This is a genomic window from Blautia wexlerae DSM 19850 (assembly GCF_025148125.1).
Classification (GTDB): domain Bacteria; phylum Bacillota; class Clostridia; order Lachnospirales; family Lachnospiraceae; genus Blautia_A; species Blautia_A wexlerae.
The window spans coordinates 3967592-3989126 of record NZ_CP102267.1 but is presented as its reverse complement, the minus strand read 5'-3'; the positions used below and the strand labels follow the sequence as shown (position 1 = coordinate 3989126).

Genomic DNA, 21535 nt, shown 5'->3' with positions numbered 1-21535 from the left:
TAAGTAACTCTAAGGTGGAGAAAATCCGCTAAAAGCATGAAGAAAAACGCAAAACTCGCTCCGTTGCAAACTTCGCTCAGACAGGTTGCTGCTTTTCTTCATAACGCGGATTTTCTCCGCCTAAGAGTTACTAAGCCCCCTCCAGATTCACCCACAGAGAGATGCTGTTTCGCGCTGTTGATTGATTGTGGAAGGAAGTGTGTGAAGCATTTTATTGTTAAAAAATAACTTGCCTGAGTGTGCGACATGTATTAAAGTTATGGTGTTAACCTGTATGATGGATATGTAGAAGTTCTCGTAAATAATGTATTTAAGAGGATTGCTGTAGATTTTTTAGTATGAGAGAGTGAGTAGGGATGTTAAAAACTTTTTTAGTAGAGGATGAAGTTGTGATCAGGGAGATGATTAAGAAGATGATTCCCTGGGAGCAGTATGGGTTTGAACTGGCAGGAGAAGCATCTGATGGGGAGATGGCGCTGCCGTTGATATTAAAGAGCAAACCGGATCTTCTGATCACTGATATTAAGATGCCGTTTATGGATGGCCTAACGTTATGTAAATTGGTGAAGAAGGAGTTGCCGGACATTAAGATTGTGATTCTTAGTGGCTATGATGACTTTAACTATGCGAAGCAGGCAATCAATATTGGTGTGGAGGATTATCTGCTGAAACCAATTACTAAGAATGCATTTATTGAGCGTTTGGAGGAGATTCATAATCGTTATGAACATGAGAAGACGCAGAAGGAATATTATGAGAAATTCAAACTGGAGATGCAGGAGTATGAGAGGAATGCGAGCCGTGATTTCTTTGAATCTCTGGTGAGAGCGGACTTTGATCTGGAAGAGATTTATCGGAGAGCAGATCGTTTGAATCTTGATATTGTGGCAGAGGCTTATAATATTCTGATTTTTACACCGGATGCTTCAGACAGCAGTTGTAATTCGTCGGAAGGATATTCAGACTGGGAGGCAGAAGTACATAAGAAGATTGAGAATTATTTCCTCAGTCATCCGGTTGCGATGCTTTTCAGACATCAGGTGTTCAGTTATGCGATTCTGGTCAAGGGGCAGCGAGATACGATAAAGAAGAATACATGCGAATGTGTGGAAACAATTCAGAAGATCATGGAAGAAACCAGAGCAAATGTGGACTGGTTTGTGGCAGTCGGCGAGGAGGCAGACCGTCTGAGCAGAATTAAGCAGAGTTATCACACGGCTGCAAGAACTTATGCATTCCGTTATCTGTATGACGGGCATATTCTTTATTACAATATGCTTGAGCAGGTAAAGGAGAATTCAGCAGATACTTCAAAAACAGAAGCTGTTCAGCTTAAGAATGTGAATATCAATGCCCTGAATCCGGAAATCCTTCAGAAATTTTTAAGCAGTGGTCTGGAAGATGAAGTAGACAGTTTTGTCCATGATTATTTCCATGCTATTGGCAGGGAACCGATGAAATCACTGGTGTTCCGTAATTATGTGGTTTTGAATGTGCGTTTTTCTGTACTGTCATTTCTTAAGAAAATTGGATATGATGATACGGAATTGTCCAGAGAAGAGACAGATGATGTTGTGAAGAAGACAAGCCAGTCTACAGAAGCTTCTGTTGCATATGCAGAGGAAGTCTTGAAACGGGCCATTGCAATCCGTGATGAAAATGCAGGCAGTCAGAACAGAAGTGTGTTGAAGCAGGCAATAGATTTTATAGATGGACATTATATGGATGAAGAGATTTCTCTGAATAGAGTGGCGCATGCGGCGAATGTGAGTGCCAATCATTTCAGCGCGCTTTTCAGTCAGAATATGGGACAGACATTTATTGAGTATCTGACTTCGCTTCGCATGGACAAGGCAAAGGAGCTGCTTCGCTGTACTTCCAAACGTTCCAGTGAGATTGCAGGGGAAGTGGGATATAAGGATGCGCATTACTTCAGCTATCTTTTTAAGAAAACTCAGGGAATGACTCCGAGTGAGTATCGTAAGACGAGAGGAGAAGTCTGATTCATGAAGCAGAAACAGGAGAAGCTGGAAACAAAGATGAAGTGGATGCTTCTGAGCACTATGATCCCTATGACAATTCTGATCATAGTGCTTCTTGTTTTTTTCTGGCATTATACAAATGAATATAATCAGTTGTCTAATAATCTGGCGGTGAGTTCGGAATATAATGCAAACTATAGAAATTCCAATAATGATATGAGCTTTAAAGATGAAGTGGATATGGATATCTATTATGTGACTATCGGGCGAAAAGGTAAGGACGGGCTGCCGACAGAGCAGGTAGACAAGGCAATCAGTACTGTGGAGAGTCTGAAGAAAACCACATCAAAGAAGGAAAGCCTGCGTTCTCTGAAATATCTGACTAACTATCTGGAGAATCTTAAGAAACGGATGAATCAGCTTCTTGAGATAAAGAATTATCAGGAACGACAGGAATTTGTGGCAAATAATACAGAAATCCTGACCACGCTCTTTGAGAAAGAAATGCAGAATTATATTTATCAGGAGGCGACGGAACTGGTGCAGATAGAGTCTCAACTGGCTGGAAATGTACGTCTGACGATCATCACTATGTGTGCGGCGATTTTGGTTGCTACGGCTATTCTGTTGCGGCGTTCTTTCCGTCTGACATACAGCATTACCAAACCGATTTCTGAAATTCTCCATAATATTAAGAAGGTTGGAAAAGGAGAGTACAAAACTATTAATGTAGTATCTGCCGACAGTGTTGAAATCCAGGAGCTTGATGCCGGTACCAGAAAGATGGCAGGAAGGATTGAAGGGCTTCTTGAGAATGTGCGTAAGGAGCAGGAGGTACAGCATATGACGGAGCTGCAGCTGATCCAGGCACAGGTAAATCCGCATTTTCTGTATAATACACTGGACACTATTGTGTGGCTGGTGGAGGGTGGTATGCAGCAGGATGCAGTGGATATGATCACAAGTCTGTCTGTTTTTTTCCGCACTTCGCTTTCGAAGGGGAAGGATATCATTCCGCTGTCGGAAGAGAAACGCCACACATTGAGTTATCTGGAGATTCAGCAGTCAAGATACAGGGATATTATGGAATTTGAGATTAATATTCCGCCGGAACTGGATGAAGTGATGGTGCCGAAGCTTACTTTGCAGCCGTTAGCGGAGAATGCTCTTTATCATGGAATTAAGAATAAGCGTGGAAAAGGTAAGATTCTTATTGAAGGATTCAATCTGGGAGATGATATGATGCTGAGAGTGACTGACAATGGTCAGGGAATGACACCGGAACGTCTTTATGAAGTACAGGAAGCCATCCGCACCGGTGAACGTGCCGGGTTCGGACTTGCTGCGGTGTCAGAGAGAATTGCACTTTATTATGGTCCGGGTTATGGACTGAAGATTTCTTCTACAGAGGGAGAAGGTACGGTTATGGAAGTGTATATGGCGAAAAAAATTAACCTGGATAACAATTCAAGATAAACAAAGAAAAAGCTGCATGAAGTTAAGAATCTTAACAGATATGCAGCTTTTGTTATGTATTCAGGTGGATAAAGTCAATTATTTTATTGTTTATTCATATCCAATAACAGTTTTATGGCCTGCTGATAGAGACTTACGAAGGTCTGCCAAATAATGGAATGTATGAATTATGTCGACTAATGCTGAATTGTGCAAAGTGAATATAAAAGAAAGTTGATAATTTATTTCTGTATTTATAATGCACAATAAAAAATCCAACTTCCGCAATAAAAAAATAAACTTTGTATAAATTATGAACAAAATATGATAGAAGAATAAACTTTTTGCGGAAAATATTCTATGGAATTTTCCTGGATTTTTACTATAATAAAGACATCTTAAATGAATCGGGAGGATTTACAAAATGAAGAAAAAAATCGTGTCAGCTTTATTAACAGCAACAATGGTATGCGGTATGAGCGTTGTTCCGGCAGTGGGTGTAGCAGCAGCGGACGACACAATCACAGTTGGTTTCTCACAGGTAGGTGCTGAATCTGACTGGCGTACAGCTAATACAGAATCCATGAAATCCACATTCAGCGAAGAGAACGGATATGAATTAATCTTCGACGATGCACAGCAGAAACAGGAAAACCAGTTAACAGCAATCCGTAACTTCATCCAGCAGGAAGTTGATTACATTCTTTTAGCTCCTGTAACAGAGACAGGTTGGGATACAGTTCTCCAGGAAGCTAAAGATGCTGATATTCCTGTAATCATCGTAGACCGTATGGTTGATGTATCTGATGACAGCTTATATACAACATGGATCGGAACTGACTCCTTACTCGAAGGAAGAAAAGCAGCTGAATGGCTGAATGCATACACAACAGCTAAGGGAATCGATGCAAAAGATGTTAACATCGTTGATATCCAGGGTACAATCGGATCTACAGCTCAGATTGGACGTTCTAAAGGCCTTGAAGAAGGTGTTGACAACTATGGATGGAACTTACTTGCTCAGCAGTCCGGTGAATTCACACAGGCTAAAGGACAGGAAGTTATGGAGTCCATGCTGAAACAGTATGACAATATTAATGTTGTATACTGCGAGAACGATAACGAAGCATTCGGTGCTATCGATGCTATCGAAGCAGCTGGTAAAACAGTAGGATCTGATATCGCAAACGGTGAAATCATGGTTATGTCTTTTGATACAACAAATGCTGGTTTAACAGATACATTGGCCGGCAAGATCGCATGCGATGTTGAGTGTAACCCATTACACGGACCACGTGCAGAAGAACTGATCAAAGCTCTTGAAGCTGGTGAAGAAGTTGAAAAACTGAACTATGTAGATGAAGAAATCTTTGCTACAGATGATACAGTTGATAAAGTTAAAGCTGTAAACAGTCTTGATGAAGAGGGCGAATATGACGTAACACCTATCACACAGGAAATTATTGACGGACGTGCATACTAATTTTTGACAACATATAATAGACGTGTAATAGAAGAAATATAAACAATCCGGAGCGTGGTTCATAATTCGGAGAAACCCGGATTTATGAATCACGCTCTCTTTATGCCGAAATGATTTACAGATACCCGCTTTGCTGAAGCTTTTCAGTAAATGAGGGGTAAACCAGTATAGAAAGCAGGTGGAAAGAATATGGAACAAAATGTAGTATTGGAAATGCATGATATAAGCAAAAACTTTACAGGAGTCCGTGCCCTTTCCCATGTGGACTTTACCCTTCGAAAAGGTGAAATCCACGCACTGATGGGGGAGAATGGTGCAGGTAAATCAACACTGATCAAGGTGTTGACCGGTGTACATGAATTTGAAAGTGGAACGATTCATATGGCTGGAAACAGTAATGCCATTATTAACCACTCACCTCAGGAAGCTCAGGCAAATGGTATCAGTACAGTATATCAGGAAGTAAACCTTTGTCCCAACCTGACTGTAGCTGAGAACCTTTTTATTGGCAGAGAACCGAGAAAGATGGGAATGATAGATTGGAAGCAGATGAATGAGCGCTCAGGAAAACTTCTTGAGAGCCTGGACATTCATGTGCCGCCAACACAGATGCTGGAGGAATGTTCCATTGCGATTCAGCAGATGATCGCAATTGCCCGTGCAGTGGACATGAAGTGCCAGGTACTGATTCTCGATGAACCGACATCTTCACTGGATGATGATGAAGTTGAAAAGCTGTTTGTACTTATGAGAAGACTTCGTGACGAAGGTGTAGGTATTATCTTTGTTACGCATTTCCTTGAGCAGGTATATGCAGTCTGCGACAGGATTACAGTTCTTCGTAATGGTGAACTTGTTGGGGAATATGAGACGAAAGATCTTCCGAGAGTAATGCTGGTTGCCAAGATGATGGGTAAGGATTTTGATGATCTTGCAGATATTAAAGGCGATCATAAAGACAAGAGAATCACAGATGCAGAACCTGTAATCGAGGCAAAAGGATTATCTCATAAGGGAACGATCAAACCGTTTGATATTACCATCAATAAAGGTGAGGTTATTGGTCTTACCGGACTTCTGGGTTCCGGACGTTCTGAATTGGTTCGTGCAATTTATGGGGCGGATAAAGCTGATACAGGAACTTTAAAAGTAAAGGGAAAAGAAGTAAAGATCAATACTCCGCTGGATGCCATGAAACTTGGTATGGCATATCTTCCAGAAGACAGAAAGGCAGAAGGTATTATTGCAGATCTTTCTGTAAGAGAAAATATTATTATAGCGCTCCAGGCTAAACGCGGTATGTTCCATCCATTAAGCAAGAAAGAAATGGAGGATGCTGCTGATAAGTATATTAAATTACTGCAGATTAAGACAGCAAGTCGTGAAACCCCGATTAAGAGTCTGTCCGGTGGTAACCAGCAGAAGGTTATCCTTGGAAGATGGCTTCTGACTAATCCGGATTATCTGATTCTGGATGAGCCGACCAGAGGTATTGATATCGGTACTAAGACAGAGATTCAGAAACTGGTTCTTGATCTTGCGGATCAGGGAATGGCAGTTACATTTATCTCCTCAGAGGTTGAGGAAATGCTCCGCACCTGCTCCCGTATGGCAGTTCTTCGTGATGGCCAGAAGGTAGGGGAGCTGGAAGAGGATGAACTTTCCCAGAGCGGAGTTATGAAAGCTATTGCCGGAGGTGACGATAAATAATGAATAAGAGTAAATTAAAGAAAATAACAAGTGCACGTCTGTTTCTTCCTATTGTGTGTCTGATTGCAGTACTTTTGCTGAATGTGATCAGAACACCGGATTTCTTTAATGTATCAATCCGAAACGGTGTACTCTATGGTTACATTGTTGATGTTATTAACCGTGCTTCAGAGTTGGTTATCCTTGCAATCGGTATGACACTGGTAACAGCAGCTTCCGGTGGACAGGATATCAGTGTTGGTGCGATCATGGCAGTTGCAGCGGCTGTCTGCTGTCAGATTCTTTCCGGCGGACAGGTTTCTGTAAATGATTACCAGAATCCTGTGATCCTGGCTGTTATCGCAGCACTTCTTGCATCTGCATTATGTGGTGCATTTAATGGATTTCTGGTTTCCAAGCTGAATATTCAGCCAATGGTTGCAACTCTGATCCTTTACACAGCCGGTCGTGGTATTGCTCAGCTGATCACAAACGGACAGATTACTTATATTCGTGTGGATTCCTTTAAGATGGCTGGTGGATATATTGGAAAATGCCCGATTCCTACACCTATTTTCTTTGCAATCATTACAGTTGTTATTGTGTACCTGATTTTGAAGAAGACTGCTCTTGGGCTTTACATTGAAAGTGTTGGTATCAATGGAAAGGCAGCTCGTCTTGTGGGATTAAATTCTACGATGATTAAATTCCTTACCTATGTTATCTGTGGTGTACTGGCTGGTATTGCCGGTATTGTGGCATCCAGCCGTATCTACTCTGCAGATGCAAACAACATTGGTCTTAACTTGGAAATGGATGCCATCCTTGCAGTTGCGCTTGGCGGAAACTTCCTTGGTGGTGGTAAATTCAGCCTGATCGGTTCCGTAATCGGTGCCTACACTATTCAGGCTCTGACCACAACACTCTATGCGATGAACGTAAAAGCAGACCAGCTTCCTGTTTATAAGGCAATCGTAGTTGTTATCATCGTTACACTGCAGAGTGATGTATTTAAGAAATATATTGCCAACTTAAAGGCTAAAAGAAGTGTGGCAGCAGAAGGAGGTCAGAAGTAATGAAAGCAAATGTACAGAAAAAGAAAATAACGGGAAATGGCTTCCTGCTTCTGATCACAATCGCATTATTTGTAGTAATGTATGTTGCAGGTATGATTGTTTTTGCTGATAAAGGTTTTGCAAAACCTCAGATGTTTCTGAACCTGTTTGTATCTAATGCGGGTCTTCTGGTTATTGCGTGTGGTCTTACAATCGTTATGATCACCGGTGGTATTGATATTTCCGTAGGTTCTGTTACTGCACTTGTATGTATGGTTCTTGCAGACCTTATGGAGAACAAAGGTGTGAACGCATATGCAGCAGTTTTAGTTGCACTGCTTATTGGTGTTGCTTTTGGTATTGTTCAGGGATTTCTGGTAGCTTATCTGGATATCCAGCCATTCATCGTTACTCTGGCAGGTATGTTCTTCGGACGTGGTCTGACAGCTATCATCAGTACTGATATGATTTCTATCAAGAATGAGTTATTCCTGAAATGGGCAAATTACCGTTTCTATATGCCTTTTGGTTCAACCAGTAAGAAGGGTAAATTTATTCCGGCTTATATTCCGCCGACAGTTGTGATTGCTCTGATTGTTGTAATTCTGATCGCGGTTCTTCTGAAATATCGTAAGTTTGGACGTAAGCTTTATGCGATCGGCGGTAGCCGTCAGAGTGCATTAATGATGGGTCTGAATGTTAAGAAAACTATTTTTAATGCTTATGTTCTGGATGGTTTTCTTGCAGGCCTTGGTGGCTTCCTGTTCTGTTTGAACAGTTGTGCAGGTTTCGTTGAGCAGGCAAAGGGTCTTGAGATGGATGCAATTTCATCAGCGGTTATTGGTGGTACGCTTCTTTCAGGTGGTGTTGGTACTCCGATTGGTACTTTGTTTGGTGTGTTGATTAAGGGTACGATTTCCAGTTTGATTACTACTCAGGGTACTTTGTCAAGCTGGTGGACAAGAATTATTCTTTCTGCGTTGCTTTGTTTCTTTATTGTTATTCAGTCTGTTGTGGCTTCTATGAAGAAGAAAGCGAAATAAGTGGTTGTATTATGAAACAAGCTGAGACTTTTGGGAGTCTTGGCTTGTTTTTTTGTAGAGGGACGCGCGAAACAGCATCTCTCTGTGGGTTCAGTTCCGGGGGCTAAGTAACCCTAAGGTGGAGAAAATCCGCTAAAAGCATGAAGAAAAACGCAAAACTCGCTCCGCCTCCGACTTCGCTCAGACAGGTTGCTGTTTTTCTTCATAACGCGGATTTTCTCCGCCTAAGAGTTACTAAGCCCCCTCCAGATTCACCCACAGAGAGATGCTGTTTCGCGCTGGGTACTGGCAACGATTTAGAGCGAAGCAAGTAAATTTCTGATAAACTGTGGAGAAGATATTGGGGTATGGGCAGGTTGCGAAGAGGATGATGTTATTAACTTGAACGTGAGTATCGATACTTTATTATTATTGTTCGCTAGTAATATCCTGCGAAGCGTGTTATTGAGAACGGAGTGAACAGTAATGCTTTATTTGTTTATAACTGTGAATTATGATGGTTTGCTTGCCATGGGGGGAGTTTTATTTTATACTTTAAGCAATGAATGATGTTAAGGTTAAAGGGGATTTTGATCTTGATATTATTGAAATTATGTGAGAAATGTGGCTTTACTAATGGTTGGATATGTAGTACAATCGTAACTTATTATGCGTTTATTTTAGGAGGATTATGATACGATGTGGATCGCAGATGGATGGAAAGATTATGAGGTTATTGATACTTCCTGTGGGGAGAAGCTGGAGCGTTGGGGGGATTATCTTCTGGTGAGGCCGGATCCGCAGGTTATATGGGATACGCCGAAGGTGAATAAGGGCTGGAAGCATATGAACGGGCATTATCACAGAAGTAAGAAGGGCGGCGGTGAATGGGAGTTTTTTGATCTGCCCGAGCAGTGGGATATTCATTATAAGGGACTTACCTTTAATTTGAAACCATTTAGTTTTAAGCATACCGGGCTTTTTCCGGAACAGGCGGTGAATTGGGACTGGTTTGGCAATAAGATCCGCAATGCGGGACGTCCGGTGAAGGTGTTGAATCTTTTTGCATATACAGGTGGTGCGACCCTGGCAGCAGCGGCAGCGGGGGCTTCTGTTACTCATGTGGATGCTTCTAAGGGTATGGTTACCTGGGCAAAGGAGAATGCGGTTGCTTCCGGTCTGGGAGATGCTCTGATCCGCTGGCTGGTGGATGACTGTGTGAAGTTTGTTGAGCGTGAGATTCGCAGAGGGAATCATTATGATGCGATCATTATGGATCCGCCTTCTTATGGACGTGGACCGAAGGGGGAGATCTGGAAGATTGAGGATTGTATCCATGACCTGATTAAGCTGTGTACAAAGATTCTCAGTGATGAGCCTCTGTTTTTCCTGATCAATTCCTATACAACAGGTCTGGCACCTGCAGTTCTTACTTATATGTTGTCTACTGAATTGAAAAAGTTCGGCGGGCATGTGGACTCTCAGGAGATCGGGCTTCCGGTAAGCTCTAACGGACTGGTTCTTCCATGTGGTGCTTCTGGAAGATGGGAGGCGTAGAAAGGTTTCCTTTTGTTTGTCATTGACGGAAAACTGCTTTTTAGCCGAATCAGTTAAGTCTCCTGCAGAGATTGTGAAAAGCAATTTCACATGAGTTCAATTTGAACTGTTTGGCGAGATGGGAGGAAACGTGATTATGAAGGAACTTAATTTAAAACATGAAGCCAAGCGTTACGGCTGTGCGGTTCTGGCTGCAACGATCATGGCGTTGAATATTAAGACATTTGTTCGTGCAGGCGGTCTTTTTCCGGGAGGATTTACAGGACTTACTCTGCTGATCCAGAACATTTTTCAGACATTTATGGGGATTGCAGTTCCATATACGCTGATTAATGTACTGCTGAACTCTATTCCTGTATTTATTGGTCTGAAATTTATCGGAAAGAAATTTACGATAAGTTCTGTCTGTGTGATCGTGCTTTCTGGTCTGCTTACGGATATTATTCCCAGTCAGCCGATCACTTATGATACATTGCTGATCAGTATCTTTGGCGGTTTGATCAATGGCTTCTGTATCAGTCTCTGTCTGATCGGTAATACCAGTACAGGTGGAACGGACTTTATTGCGATTTATTTTTCCGAGAAAAATGGCAGGGATATCTGGAATTATATCCTGTGTGGAAATGCAGTGATCCTGACTGTGGCAGGTTTACTTTTTGGATGGGACAGGGCACTTTACTCTATTATCTTTCAGTTTACCTCTACTCAGGTGATTCAGATGCTGCATCAGAGATATAAGAAGCATACGCTGTTCATCATTACGAAGGAGCCGTATCAGATTTATGAAGAGATTTTCAAGCTTACCAACCATACGGCAACACGTTTCGAAGGTATTGGATGTTATACAGATGAGAAGACCAGCATGATCTATTCTGTAGTTTCTACAGAAGAAGCAAAATATCTGGTAAAGAAGGTACATGAAATTGATCCGAAAGCCTTTGTGAATATTATCAAAACCGATTACATAAACGGAAGATTTTACCAGAAAACAGATTATTAATTACTTGTATTCCCTTTCTGTGAGCGTATAATACAGGATATAAGGAATCTGTTCGTTCATGGAGTTTGTACTTAAAATTGGATGAACAGTAACCGGCACACAAGGAGGGTGATATATATGGGTAATGCAACAGAAAGCACACTTCCTCACGGCAATACCTCAGGCTATGACCGCAAAGCCTGCAGGACATGCGCCTGTTCCACCTGTTATGAGCAGGAGTTCTGCGACAGATGCAGTTCCTGTCAGAATCAGTCACGGAAATTAAACAGGTGCAATGCTTACGAGGGGGCATATAACTATTAACCTCAACATATCCCTATCTGCTGCAAAATAATAAACAGTGGATGGGGATTTCTTTATAAAAAACAGTTATTATATTATAAGTATAAGCAATGTTTTTCTATAGCAAGCCTCTTAATCAATATGCATTATTTACGAGGGTTGCTATAAGTTTACAGATTCATAAGATGTATCTGATATAATAATTCTGTTACTTACTGATATAAACTTTCCGTAAGTTCTTTTGCTGATGAACTTTGCTATAGAATTTTTTTGGGGATGGCAGAATGTTGAATGGTTACAAAAGAACAATTATTTACAGGAGAAGAAAAAATATGATCGTATATCACTATTGCAGTTTAGAATCATTGAATTCTATTTTGAAAAATCGTTCCCTCCGTCTGACAAATATCCTGAAATCCAATGATTCCATGGAGATCAGCTGGATCTGCAGGTATTATGACGCAGAATTTAAAAGAGCTTATGAAAATGCTTCAGATTTATTCAGATCAAAGATTTCATCAGAGAGATTGATGGGATATGTGAAACTGTTTACAGATGAATTTTTCAATGAAAATCATGCAGACTTCAGATATTATGTAACCTGTTTTTCGTATCAGAATGATCTGCTTAGTCAGTGGCGGGGATATGCGGATGACGGGCGCGGAGCTGCCATCGGATTTGACCTGGATGTATTAAAAGAAGTTGTAACGGTTTCTCCGGAGATTTCAAAGCCGTCAATTGTGTCATTACATAAGATCAGTTATTCTGAAACAGAGCAGAGAGAAGTTGTACATCAGATAGTGCATGAATTGGTTGATGAAATCGAGAAGATATTACAGAAAGAAGAACAATGTCGGGAAAGCATTGAGGAGAAGCAGGATTATGAGATAGAAGTACTGGATAAAGTCATGAACTGTTTTGAGAAAAAGTTTTTGAAATTATTTCAGGAATCTGTTTACATGAAAAATCCGTTTTTCAGAGAGGAAAGCGAAATCCGATTGTGCGAGTTTTCGCCGAAACAGTTTCTGATGGGAAGAGAAGTTGAACTTTCTCTCGGTGCACGTTTATATAACTATTCCTACTATGTAAAAGAAAGTCAGCTGATATCTTATGTGGATTTTGATTTTTCAGATTGCCTTGACCAGCTGATAAAGGAACTCGTTATAGGGCCAAAGTGTCTGATGTCAGAGAGAGACATGGAATATTATCTGACAACGCTCGGTCTGTCGAATTGTCGGGTAAAGAAATCGCATGGGACATATCGGTAATATATTTATAGCAATTCCCTTATATGGGCATATCAGACATCATGGAAAGGCAGATGAAAGACATGAAAAGAAAATTACCATTCAGAAAAGTGGCGGTATTTCTGATACTGGCATTATTTCTGACAGCAGGCATCAGTATGCGTGCAGTTACCGTAAATGCGGCTACATATGTAAAACAGGACAGAACCTCTGTCAGCATCACATCAGGGAAAACCGGCTGGCAGAAAATAGGCGGGGATTATTACTTCTATAATTCCAAAGGTCGTCTGATCTGTGGATCTTTCAAATACAAGGGCTATTATTACTATAGTATTGCCAACGGTAAACGATTTACCGGCTGGATGAAACGTTCCGGCAACAAATACTATTATAATCGCAAAAATGGTGCCATGTTCCGTAATCGCTGGGCTACAGGAGATAAATATACCTATTACTTTAATAAATCCGGTGTGGCGATCGCCAGTCAATGGCTCACCCAGGATGGAAAAAAGTATTATTTCCTCAGCAATTCCACAATGGCAAAAGGCTGGCAGAAAATAGGCGGATATTATTACTATTTCAGCAAAAAAACAGGAGTGCTTGCGACAAATACCTGGGTTGGCAACTATTATGTCAACAGCAAAGGCCAGCGCGTGAAAGCATCAGACTCCAAACCAACAGTCAGCCAGAGCGGAAACACCTATACTTATAAAAGCAACACTTTAAATATTAAGCTGGAACGCAGATCAGTTCATGGAATTTCCTACTGGGTAGCGCATATAAAGATATCCAGTGCCAAACAGCTGAAATCTGCCCTCTCAAACGGAACTTACGGCGGATCTCGCCAGACAACATCTGATGCAGTAGCCTCAAATGGCGGCATTATCGGAGTAAATGGCAGTGCTTTTGACTACGGAACAGGAAAACCATCTCCGCTCGGTATGTGCATCAAGAACGGAATCATCTATGGTGACTATATGACAAGCTATTCTGTCATGGCAGTAAAGAAAGATGGAACTATTTATACTCCGGCACAGGGACTTATGGGAAAAAATCTTCTTGCAGCCGGTGTAAAAGATACATATAATTTTGGTCCGGTTCTTATTAAAGATGGCGAAGCCCAGCTTCCATGGGCTGAAACAGAAAAATATTATCCACGTACAGCGGTAGGAATGGTAAAGCCCAACGATTATGTACTCCTTGTAACAGATACCGGCAGCTATAATGGTCTTAATCACTGGGATATGGTGAATATTTTCAAATCCTACGGCTGTACTTATGCTTACAACCTGGATGGAGGCGGTTCTGCAACCCTGTACTTTAATGGAAAAGTAATGAATAAACTTATCGGCAATACTCAGCGTCCATGCGCAGACTTCCTTTATTTCACCCGATAATCCTTTTCCAGATAAGAATCCCGTCTGCTTGCACATGCTGCCAAAGCCCAGCACACAAGAATCAGCAGCCCGATCCCCATAGCCAGCACAGCAAGCAGGATTACGATAATTGCGTGGATAAACATAGACATGGATGACCTCCTTTCACAGTCATTCGGTTATGAACTGAGCAGCGAAGCAGATGATTTTATCCGCCTGACTTGTCTCATTCACTGACTTGGATAAAAATGGATGTCGTATAAGGAGTAATAAAAAGATATCAGGATGACCTGACAAGAACAATTAAGACAGTTAAAAGATCTGTTAACTGATTTAAATATACGCTGTCACACTCAAAAAAGCAAGCCGAAACTTTCGAGGGATTTCGACTTGCTTTTTGGCTGATTATTTACGAGGCTTGTTATAAGTATCAGAGAAAGATGTTACGGCAATCCAGAATAAATTTGGGTTACGTTACTGAGAACAGAGGGAACAGTAACGATTGTTTTGGTAAAATATTAACAATTCCATAAAAACACTTGACAACCCTACTTTACCATACTAAAATGTAAAAAGCAAAAAAAACTGTTGCCGCAGGAAAAACAAATGATTGCCCCATACGGAAAAAGGGACATCCTTCCATGGCAGAACAAGGAGGAATATTATGAAAAAATACAGCGACATGAGCAAAGAAGAACTGCTTACACTCAAAGCACAGCTGGATAAAGAATACGCAGATATCAAAGCAAAGGGCTTAGCTCTCGATATGTCACGTGGAAAACCGTCAGCAGACCAGCTCGATCTCTCAATGGGATTAATGAACGTATTAAGCAGCGATTCAGACCTCAAGTGCGAAACAGGAGTAGACTGCCGTAACTACGGTGTTATCGACGGAATCCCGGAAGCTAAACGCCTCCTTGGAGAAATGTCCGAAGTAGATCCGGACCACATCATCATCTACGGAAACTCAAGCTTAAACGTTATGTTTGACAGCATTGCACGTTCTATGACACAGGGTGTAATGGGAAATACCCCATGGTGCAAACTTGATAAGGTAAAATTCCTCTGTCCTGTACCGGGATATGACCGCCATTTCAAGATCACAGAATTCTTCGGAATCGAAATGATCAACGTGCCAATGACACCACAGGGACCGGACATGGATATGGTAGAGAAGCTTGTCAGTGAAGACGCATCCATCAAAGGAATCTGGTGTGTGCCGAAATACTCCAACCCACAGGGATATACCTATTCAGCAGAAACAGTAGAGCGCTTTGCGCATCTGAAACCGGCAGCACCTGATTTCCGTATCTACTGGGATAACGCATACAGCATTCATCATCTCTATGATGACAATCAGGACTTCCTTGTAGAAATCCTTGAAGCATGTGCAAAAGCAGGAAATCCTGATCTTGTATATAAATTTACATCAACATCAAAAGTCAGCTTCCCGGGTTCCGGTATTGCAGCAGTTGCAGCTTCCAAAGCAAACCTGGAAGATTTCCGCAGCTACATGCAGATCCAGACAATCGGACATGACAAATTAAACCAGTTACGTCATGTAAAATTCTTCAAAAATATCGACGGTCTTCATGAACACATGAGAAAACATGCGGCAATTCTCCGTCCGAAATTTGAAATGGTCCTTAACACACTGGACAGAGAACTTGGCGGTCTTGGAATCGGCGAGTGGACAAAACCACATGGTGGATACTTCATTTCCTTTGATTCAATGGAAGGATGTGCAAAAGCTATTGTTGCCAAGGCAAAAGAAGCAGGTGTTGTACTTACAGGAGCAGGCGCAACTTATCCATATGGAAAAGATCCGAAAGACTCCAATATCCGTATTGCACCAAGCTTCCCGACTCCTGAGGATCTTGGAAAAGCAGCAGAAGTGTTCGTACTCTGTGTTAAACTTACAAGTGTAGAGAAACTACTGGCTACTGTTCGCTGATAATATCCCGCGAGGTGTTTTTTGTGAGCGAAGATTACAGAAAACCCGAGACATACCGCGCGAATTTATGCAATTAGCATAAATTCTGTGCATCGCGAAGCGTGTTACTGTGAACGGAGTGAACAGTAACACTACTGGAAAACGCATAAAAGAGAATAATCGTATTTACTTTCTGGATAAATAATGTGATAATAAAACTGCCCGGCATAATTTCTTGCCGGGCGGTTGCTGTTTATAAAAAAGAAAGGAGAGGATGTCGTGAGTAGCAGAAAGAAAATCATGATCACCCTGATCATAATCTTGCTCCTGCTGACTGCCGGAGTATATGGATATGGTGTATACTATTTCACAGAGCATTTCTTACCGGGATCAATGGTAAACGGATTCAACTGTTCCTATATGACAGTATCCCAGTCAGAAGAATTGCTTACGCAGAAGGTGGGAGCATATGTTCTTACTATTGACACCAGAAATAACGGACAGGAAAGTATCACAGCAAAACAGGCGGGACTTTCCTATGACTCAGATGGAAGTGTTGATAAACTGATCAGAAATCAGGATCGTTTTACATGGTTTCTTGCTTTTAATCAGCACAGGAATTATGAGGTGTCCTCCTCCATTAAATATGATGGGCAGAAGACAGAGGCTGCCATTTCCGAACTGAAATGTATGCAACAGGAGAATATGACAGAGCCTTCGGATGCTCATATAGAAGAGAAAGACGATAAGTTTGTAATTGTTCCTGAGCAGGAGGGAACTGCACTGAAACCAGAAAAAACAAGTCAGGATATTATAGATGCTCTTGTCACAGGACGAACGCCGGTTGATCTGGAAGCAGATGGATGCTACAAAGAACCGAAAGTTTATCAGAGTGATGAAACTCTGACGAAGAATTGTGAACTGATAAACAAACTTACGGATGTAGTGATAACCTATGATTTTGACGATTGCACAGAGACAGTAGACAGAGATATGATCAAAAACTGGCTCACAACAGATGAAAACGGTCTTTATATACTTGACAAAAAACAGATAGAAGCATATATCAGTGAACTGGCGGCTAAATATGATACGGTTGGAACAGAGAGAACATTTAATACATATGATGGTCGTGAGATTACTGTCAGCGGAGGGAATTATGGCTGGCAGATCGATCAGAAAGCGGAGCTGAAAGAACTTACAGAACTGATAAAAAACGGAGAAACCCAGGTCAGAGAACCTGTTTATTCCCATGAAGGTCTGGTCAGGAAAACAAATGATATCGGATATACGTATATAGAGATTGACCTGACGGCCCAGAGAATGGTATTCTATAAAGATGGAACGCCGACTGCGGATGCGCAGATCGTATCCGGAAATCCATTCGTGCCCAACTGTGCAACTCCTGTGGGATGTTATACAACAGGTGAAATGAAGAGCGGATGTACAGTGAACGGAGAGGACTATCCTTCTGCTGTAAATTACTGGATCCCATTCGATGGAAATCTGGGGATCAGTGATGCTCCATGGAGAATGGATTTCGGAGGACAGCTTTATGAATTTGAAGGCACACATGGAAGCATCTGTGCACCATCCGATCAGGTGCAGATTATTTTCAGCAATGTTGAGAAGAACACACCGATTGTTATTTATGAATAAAGGAGAAAAATGATGAAGATTGTAGTATTAGCGGGGGGAACAAGTACAGAACGTACTGTCTCCATTACATCAGGAACAGGAATATGTAAGGCATTACGACAGAAAGGACATCAGGCGATTCTTGTGGATATTTTTTGCGGCATTGAGAATGTGGACCGGGAGAATCCGTTTCCGTCAGAGTATGATGTGGACGCAGCATCAGAATATATGTCAGCATTTAACGACAGGATTGAACAGATGAAAAAAGAGAGAAGAAGCTTCTTCGGACCAAACGTGCTGAAACTCTGCGAGGCGGCTGACATTGTTTTCCTGGGACTTCATGGTGCGAACGGAGAAGATGGAAAAGTACAGGCAACATTTGACCTGATGGGAATCAAATATACAGGAACCGGATATTTAAGCAGTGCCCTGGCAATGGATAAGGGAATCACCAAGCAGATGTTCCTGATGAATAATGTACCAACACCGCGGGGAGTGTCTATGGTAAAAGAAGAAATGACCACAGATCTGAAAGCACTTGGAATGGAATTTCCTGTAGTTGTAAAAACCTGCTGTGGCGGTTCCAGTGTAGGTGTTTATATTGTGAATGATCAGGCCGAATATGAGCAGGCTCTCAAAGACGCTTATTCTTATGAAAATGAAGTCGTGATCGAAGAATATATAAAAGGACGTGAATTTTCAGTAGCGGTTGTGGACGGAAAAGCTTATCCGATCATCGAAATTGCTCCGCTTCAGGGATTCTATGATTATAAGAATAAATATCAGGCCGGCTCTACGATTGAGACCTGTCCTGCCGAAATTTCACCGGAACTCACAGAGAAAATGCAGCATTATGCGGAAGCAGGAGCCAAAGCTCTGTTTATGGAAGGATACTGCCGTCTTGATTTCATGATGAAGGAGAATGGAGATATGTATTGTCTGGAAGCAAATACTCTTCCCGGAATGACACCAACCAGTCTGATTCCGCAGGAGGCAAAAGTTCTGGGAATCGACTATCCGACTTTATGTGAGAAACTGATTGAAGTTTCCATGAAAAAATATCCGACGCAGGATTTCACACTATAGAGCGTGTCTGCAGTAATTTATAGAATTGTTATAGATGCATTATTAAGAGAATTGCTATAACAGGAAAGAAGATATAAAAAATATTATGAAAAACTTAACTCTTGAAAATATCGCCCGCGTATGCGGCGGTACTTATTATGGTCCGGCTGATAAATTACAGGAAGAAGTAATGTCTGTTATCACAGACAGCAGAAAAGCAGAAGAAGGATGTCTGTTTGTACCTATTGTGGGGGAACGTGTAGATGCCCATAAATTTATCCCACAGGTAATGGAAGCAGGGGCACTGGCAACCTTGTCGGAACGGGTGCTTGATAACGCTGATTTTCCTTATATCGCAGTAGAATCTTCTCTTCAGGCAGTGAAAGATATTGCAGAGTTTTATTTAAAGCAGCTTCAGATCCCGGTTGTGGGAATTACAGGAAGTGTTGGTAAGACAAGTACAAAAGAAGTGATCGCATCTGTTCTGAACCAGAAATACCATACTCTGAAAACACAGGGCAACTTTAACAATGAACTTGGTCTGCCTCTCACAATTTTCCGTCTGCGTGATGGAGATGAAATTGCAGTTCTGGAAATGGGGATCAGTGATTTCGGTGAGATGACCAGACTTGCGCAGATTGCAAGACCGGACACCTGCGTGATCACGAATATCGGTACCTGCCATCTGGAGAATCTGGGAGACAGAAATGGTGTTCTGAAAGCAAAGACAGAAATTTTTAAATTCCTCAGACCGGAGGGACATATTGTATTAAATGGCGATGATGACAAGCTTATCACAGTAAAAGAATATGAAAAGATAAAACCTGTATTTTTCGGAATGAGTAATGAATGTCAGGTTTACGGTGATAAGATTGTAAGCAGAGGTTTAAAGGGAATGACCTGCACCATTCATCTGGGGGATACGGCATTTACAGTTGATATCCCGATGCCGGGGCGCCATATGGTATATAATGCGCTGGCAGCAGCTGCAGTTGGAAATATTTATGGACTTACAACTGAGCAGATCAAAGCCGGAATCGAGAGCCTGGAGCCGATCAGCGGTCGTTTCAGAATGATCGAAACAGATAAAATTCTGATCGTAGATGACTGCTATAATGCAAATCCCATGTCCATGAAAGCCTCTCTGGATGTTCTGCAGGATGGTGCAGGACGCAGAATAGCAGTCCTTGGCGATATGGGTGAACTTGGAGAGAATGAAGTTCAGCTTCATGAGGAGGTAGGAGAGCATGCCGGAAAATGTGATATTGATGTTCTTATCTGTACAGGTAAACTGTGCAGAAATATGGCAGAGAGAGCACAGCGGACAAATCCGGACCTGAAAGTAATCTATGAGCCGGACAGAGAAAGTCTGCTGGAGCATCTGGAAGGTTATGTACAGGATGGTGACACTATTCTTGTGAAAGCTTCCCATTTTATGAAGTTTGAAGAGGTAGTTACGAAACTGGAAAATATGTAAACATTTTTGTCTTTTTATGAGAGAATTTGATGAGCGATTTTAGTTCCATGATACCGGAAACAGCAGTATAATAATCCTGTCAGTTTATGAGCAGGCAGCGTGTTCAAGTGAGGAGGATGTTATGCTGGAGAAAGTTATGGAACTGCATTTCCTGCTGTATGCCATGATGTTAATGGGCGGACTGGGAGCACTGGGGATGCTGACCACACATCTTACCTACCGAAGAATGATCAGAAAAAATACAGAGGTTAAATCAAATCTCAAAGAGAAATGGACAAATCTTTGGAAAACAAGAGACAGGCTGTTGAACCGTATGAACCGGTTTGTCTGGTATCCGTCACTTTTCTGTATCGCTTTTCTTGGACTGGCTTTTTTTCTGTATTCCAAAGATGCACGATGGGACGGAATGCCGCTGGCATATCTTTATGTGGCTGCGATCATTCCGACAGCATTGCTTTTGCTGAGACAGGCGCTGGATTTTACATACAGAGAAGAACTTCTGATGAATTCTTTTTCTGATTATGTGGAACATGCCCGCACATGGGTAGAAGAAGTGCCGGTGCCGGAGAAGGCTGACGAAGCTGTAAAAGAGGAAATCGTTGAACATATTGCGGACAGTATCCGCCAGACTGCAGCAGCAGGAAGCCATTTCAGCGGAATGCTTACACCCGAGGAAGATGAGATTATGAGAGAAATCATAAGAGAATTTATGAAATAAAGACATGAAAATTCACTGCAAATGAGATACACAGGATCAGAAACAATATGGCAATGTAAAGTTTCTGATCCTGTACACATTTTAAGACAGAATAATTTATTATTCGTCATCCTCTTCAATTACCTGGATTTCCAGATAATCAAAATCAATCTGCTCTATAAAATTATCCTGATAAAATCTGGCTTTTCCATGTTTTTTAAAATGTCTGACTGTAGATTCCAGCCAGATTGGGTTTCCCAGATCCATTTCATAACAGATACTTTCCAGACCACGAAAAATCTTGTGGGTCCGCGTATCTTCGGAGTCATCGCAGATCACAGTATCTTTCAGTAAATGATTATCTTTCCATATTTTTCCCCATAAACGGAACATATCGGTAATACCTCCCTGTCAGAACTGCCACAGGCGGCAGAAATCTCATTTTCTAAGTGATTCCCAGTATAGCGGATTTTGGTAGGAAAGTAAAGAAAGTAAAAAAACGCTACTGCTTGTAGTAACTAAAATGTTACTGTTCACTCCGTTCTCAGTAACATAGCCAAAATTCATTCCAGATTGC

18 protein-coding genes are annotated in these 21535 nt (G+C 41.6%); 16 read left to right on the top strand and 2 right to left on the bottom strand.

Annotated features, from left to right (window positions below; all coding sequences use genetic code 11):
- Positions 1–356 precede the first annotated feature (356 nt).
- The 11 genes from NQ550_RS18445 to NQ550_RS18395 all read left to right on the top strand — a co-directional run bounded on the left by NQ550_RS18445 (position 357) and on the right by NQ550_RS18395 (position 14169).
- Entirely contained in the window at positions 357–2003 is a 1647-nt protein-coding gene (locus NQ550_RS18445) for a response regulator (RefSeq protein WP_025577760.1), read from the top strand.
- A gap of 3 nt (positions 2004–2006) precedes the next feature.
- Positions 2007–3458, top strand: coding sequence for a sensor histidine kinase (locus tag NQ550_RS18440; protein ID WP_025577762.1), 1452 nt, complete (start codon positions 2007–2009; stop codon positions 3456–3458).
- A gap of 403 nt (positions 3459–3861) precedes the next feature.
- Positions 3862–4920 (top strand): ABC transporter substrate-binding protein, encoded by a 1059-nt coding sequence (locus NQ550_RS18435; protein WP_008705032.1) that lies wholly within the window; start codon positions 3862–3864, stop codon positions 4918–4920.
- A 189-nt stretch (positions 4921–5109) separates the two neighbouring features.
- Entirely contained in the window at positions 5110–6630 is a 1521-nt protein-coding gene (locus NQ550_RS18430) for a sugar ABC transporter ATP-binding protein (RefSeq protein WP_025577764.1), read from the top strand.
- Complete coding sequence (locus NQ550_RS18425) at positions 6630–7685, top strand: ABC transporter permease (protein WP_008705030.1); 1056 nt, start codon at positions 6630–6632, stop codon at positions 7683–7685. Before NQ550_RS18430 ends, NQ550_RS18425 begins: the two co-directional genes overlap by 1 nt.
- Positions 7685–8707, top strand: coding sequence for an ABC transporter permease subunit (locus NQ550_RS18420; protein ID WP_008705029.1), 1023 nt, complete (start codon positions 7685–7687; stop codon positions 8705–8707). Before NQ550_RS18425 ends, NQ550_RS18420 begins: the two co-directional genes overlap by 1 nt.
- Before the next feature lie 678 nt (positions 8708–9385).
- Positions 9386–10243, top strand: coding sequence for a class I SAM-dependent methyltransferase (locus NQ550_RS18415; protein WP_025577767.1), 858 nt, complete (start codon positions 9386–9388; stop codon positions 10241–10243).
- 136 nt (positions 10244–10379) lie between these two features.
- The gene (locus tag NQ550_RS18410; protein ID WP_025577769.1) at positions 10380–11243 is read left to right on the top strand and encodes a YitT family protein; all 864 of its coding nucleotides are present in this window, start codon (positions 10380–10382) and stop codon (positions 11241–11243) included.
- A gap of 117 nt (positions 11244–11360) precedes the next feature.
- Positions 11361–11546, top strand: a complete 186-nt coding sequence (locus tag NQ550_RS18405; protein WP_025577771.1) for a hypothetical protein — start codon at positions 11361–11363, stop codon at positions 11544–11546.
- 311 nt (positions 11547–11857) lie between these two features.
- Entirely contained in the window at positions 11858–12793 is a 936-nt protein-coding gene (locus NQ550_RS18400; RefSeq protein WP_025577773.1) for a DUF2971 domain-containing protein, read from the top strand.
- Positions 12794–12855: 62 nt separating this feature from the next.
- The gene (locus NQ550_RS18395) at positions 12856–14169 is read left to right on the top strand and encodes a phosphodiester glycosidase family protein (protein ID WP_197724765.1); all 1314 of its coding nucleotides are present in this window, start codon (positions 12856–12858) and stop codon (positions 14167–14169) included.
- Here NQ550_RS18395 and NQ550_RS18390 read toward each other — a convergent pair.
- Complete coding sequence (locus NQ550_RS18390; RefSeq protein ID WP_008705017.1) at positions 14154–14300, bottom strand: hypothetical protein; 147 nt, start codon at positions 14298–14300, stop codon at positions 14154–14156. The genes NQ550_RS18395 and NQ550_RS18390 overlap by 16 nt on opposite strands.
- Positions 14301–14812: 512 nt before the next feature.
- Here NQ550_RS18390 and NQ550_RS18385 point away from each other — a divergent pair.
- The 5 genes from NQ550_RS18385 to NQ550_RS18365 all read left to right on the top strand — a co-directional run bounded on the left by NQ550_RS18385 (position 14813) and on the right by NQ550_RS18365 (position 20979).
- Positions 14813–16102 carry an aspartate aminotransferase type Ic gene (locus NQ550_RS18385; RefSeq protein WP_022380885.1) on the top strand — a complete coding sequence of 430 codons (1290 nt, stop codon included), beginning with the start codon at positions 14813–14815 and terminating at the stop codon, positions 16100–16102.
- A gap of 258 nt (positions 16103–16360) precedes the next feature.
- Complete coding sequence (locus NQ550_RS18380) at positions 16361–17740, top strand: L,D-transpeptidase family protein (protein ID WP_025577777.1); 1380 nt, start codon at positions 16361–16363, stop codon at positions 17738–17740.
- A gap of 12 nt (positions 17741–17752) precedes the next feature.
- Positions 17753–18805, top strand: a complete 1053-nt coding sequence (locus tag NQ550_RS18375; protein ID WP_025577780.1) for a D-alanine--D-alanine ligase family protein — start codon at positions 17753–17755, stop codon at positions 18803–18805.
- Between the two features lie 85 nt (positions 18806–18890).
- Positions 18891–20261 carry a UDP-N-acetylmuramoyl-tripeptide--D-alanyl-D-alanine ligase gene (locus NQ550_RS18370; protein WP_025577782.1) on the top strand — a complete coding sequence of 457 codons (1371 nt, stop codon included), beginning with the start codon at positions 18891–18893 and terminating at the stop codon, positions 20259–20261.
- A gap of 121 nt (positions 20262–20382) precedes the next feature.
- Entirely contained in the window at positions 20383–20979 is a 597-nt protein-coding gene (locus NQ550_RS18365) for a hypothetical protein (protein ID WP_025577784.1), read from the top strand.
- 99 nt (positions 20980–21078) lie between these two features.
- Here NQ550_RS18365 and NQ550_RS18360 read toward each other — a convergent pair whose 3' ends face one another.
- Positions 21079–21351 carry a hypothetical protein gene (locus tag NQ550_RS18360; RefSeq protein ID WP_022380881.1) on the bottom strand — a complete coding sequence of 91 codons (273 nt, stop codon included), beginning with the start codon at positions 21349–21351 and terminating at the stop codon, positions 21079–21081.
- Between the last annotated feature and the right edge of the window lie 184 nt (positions 21352–21535).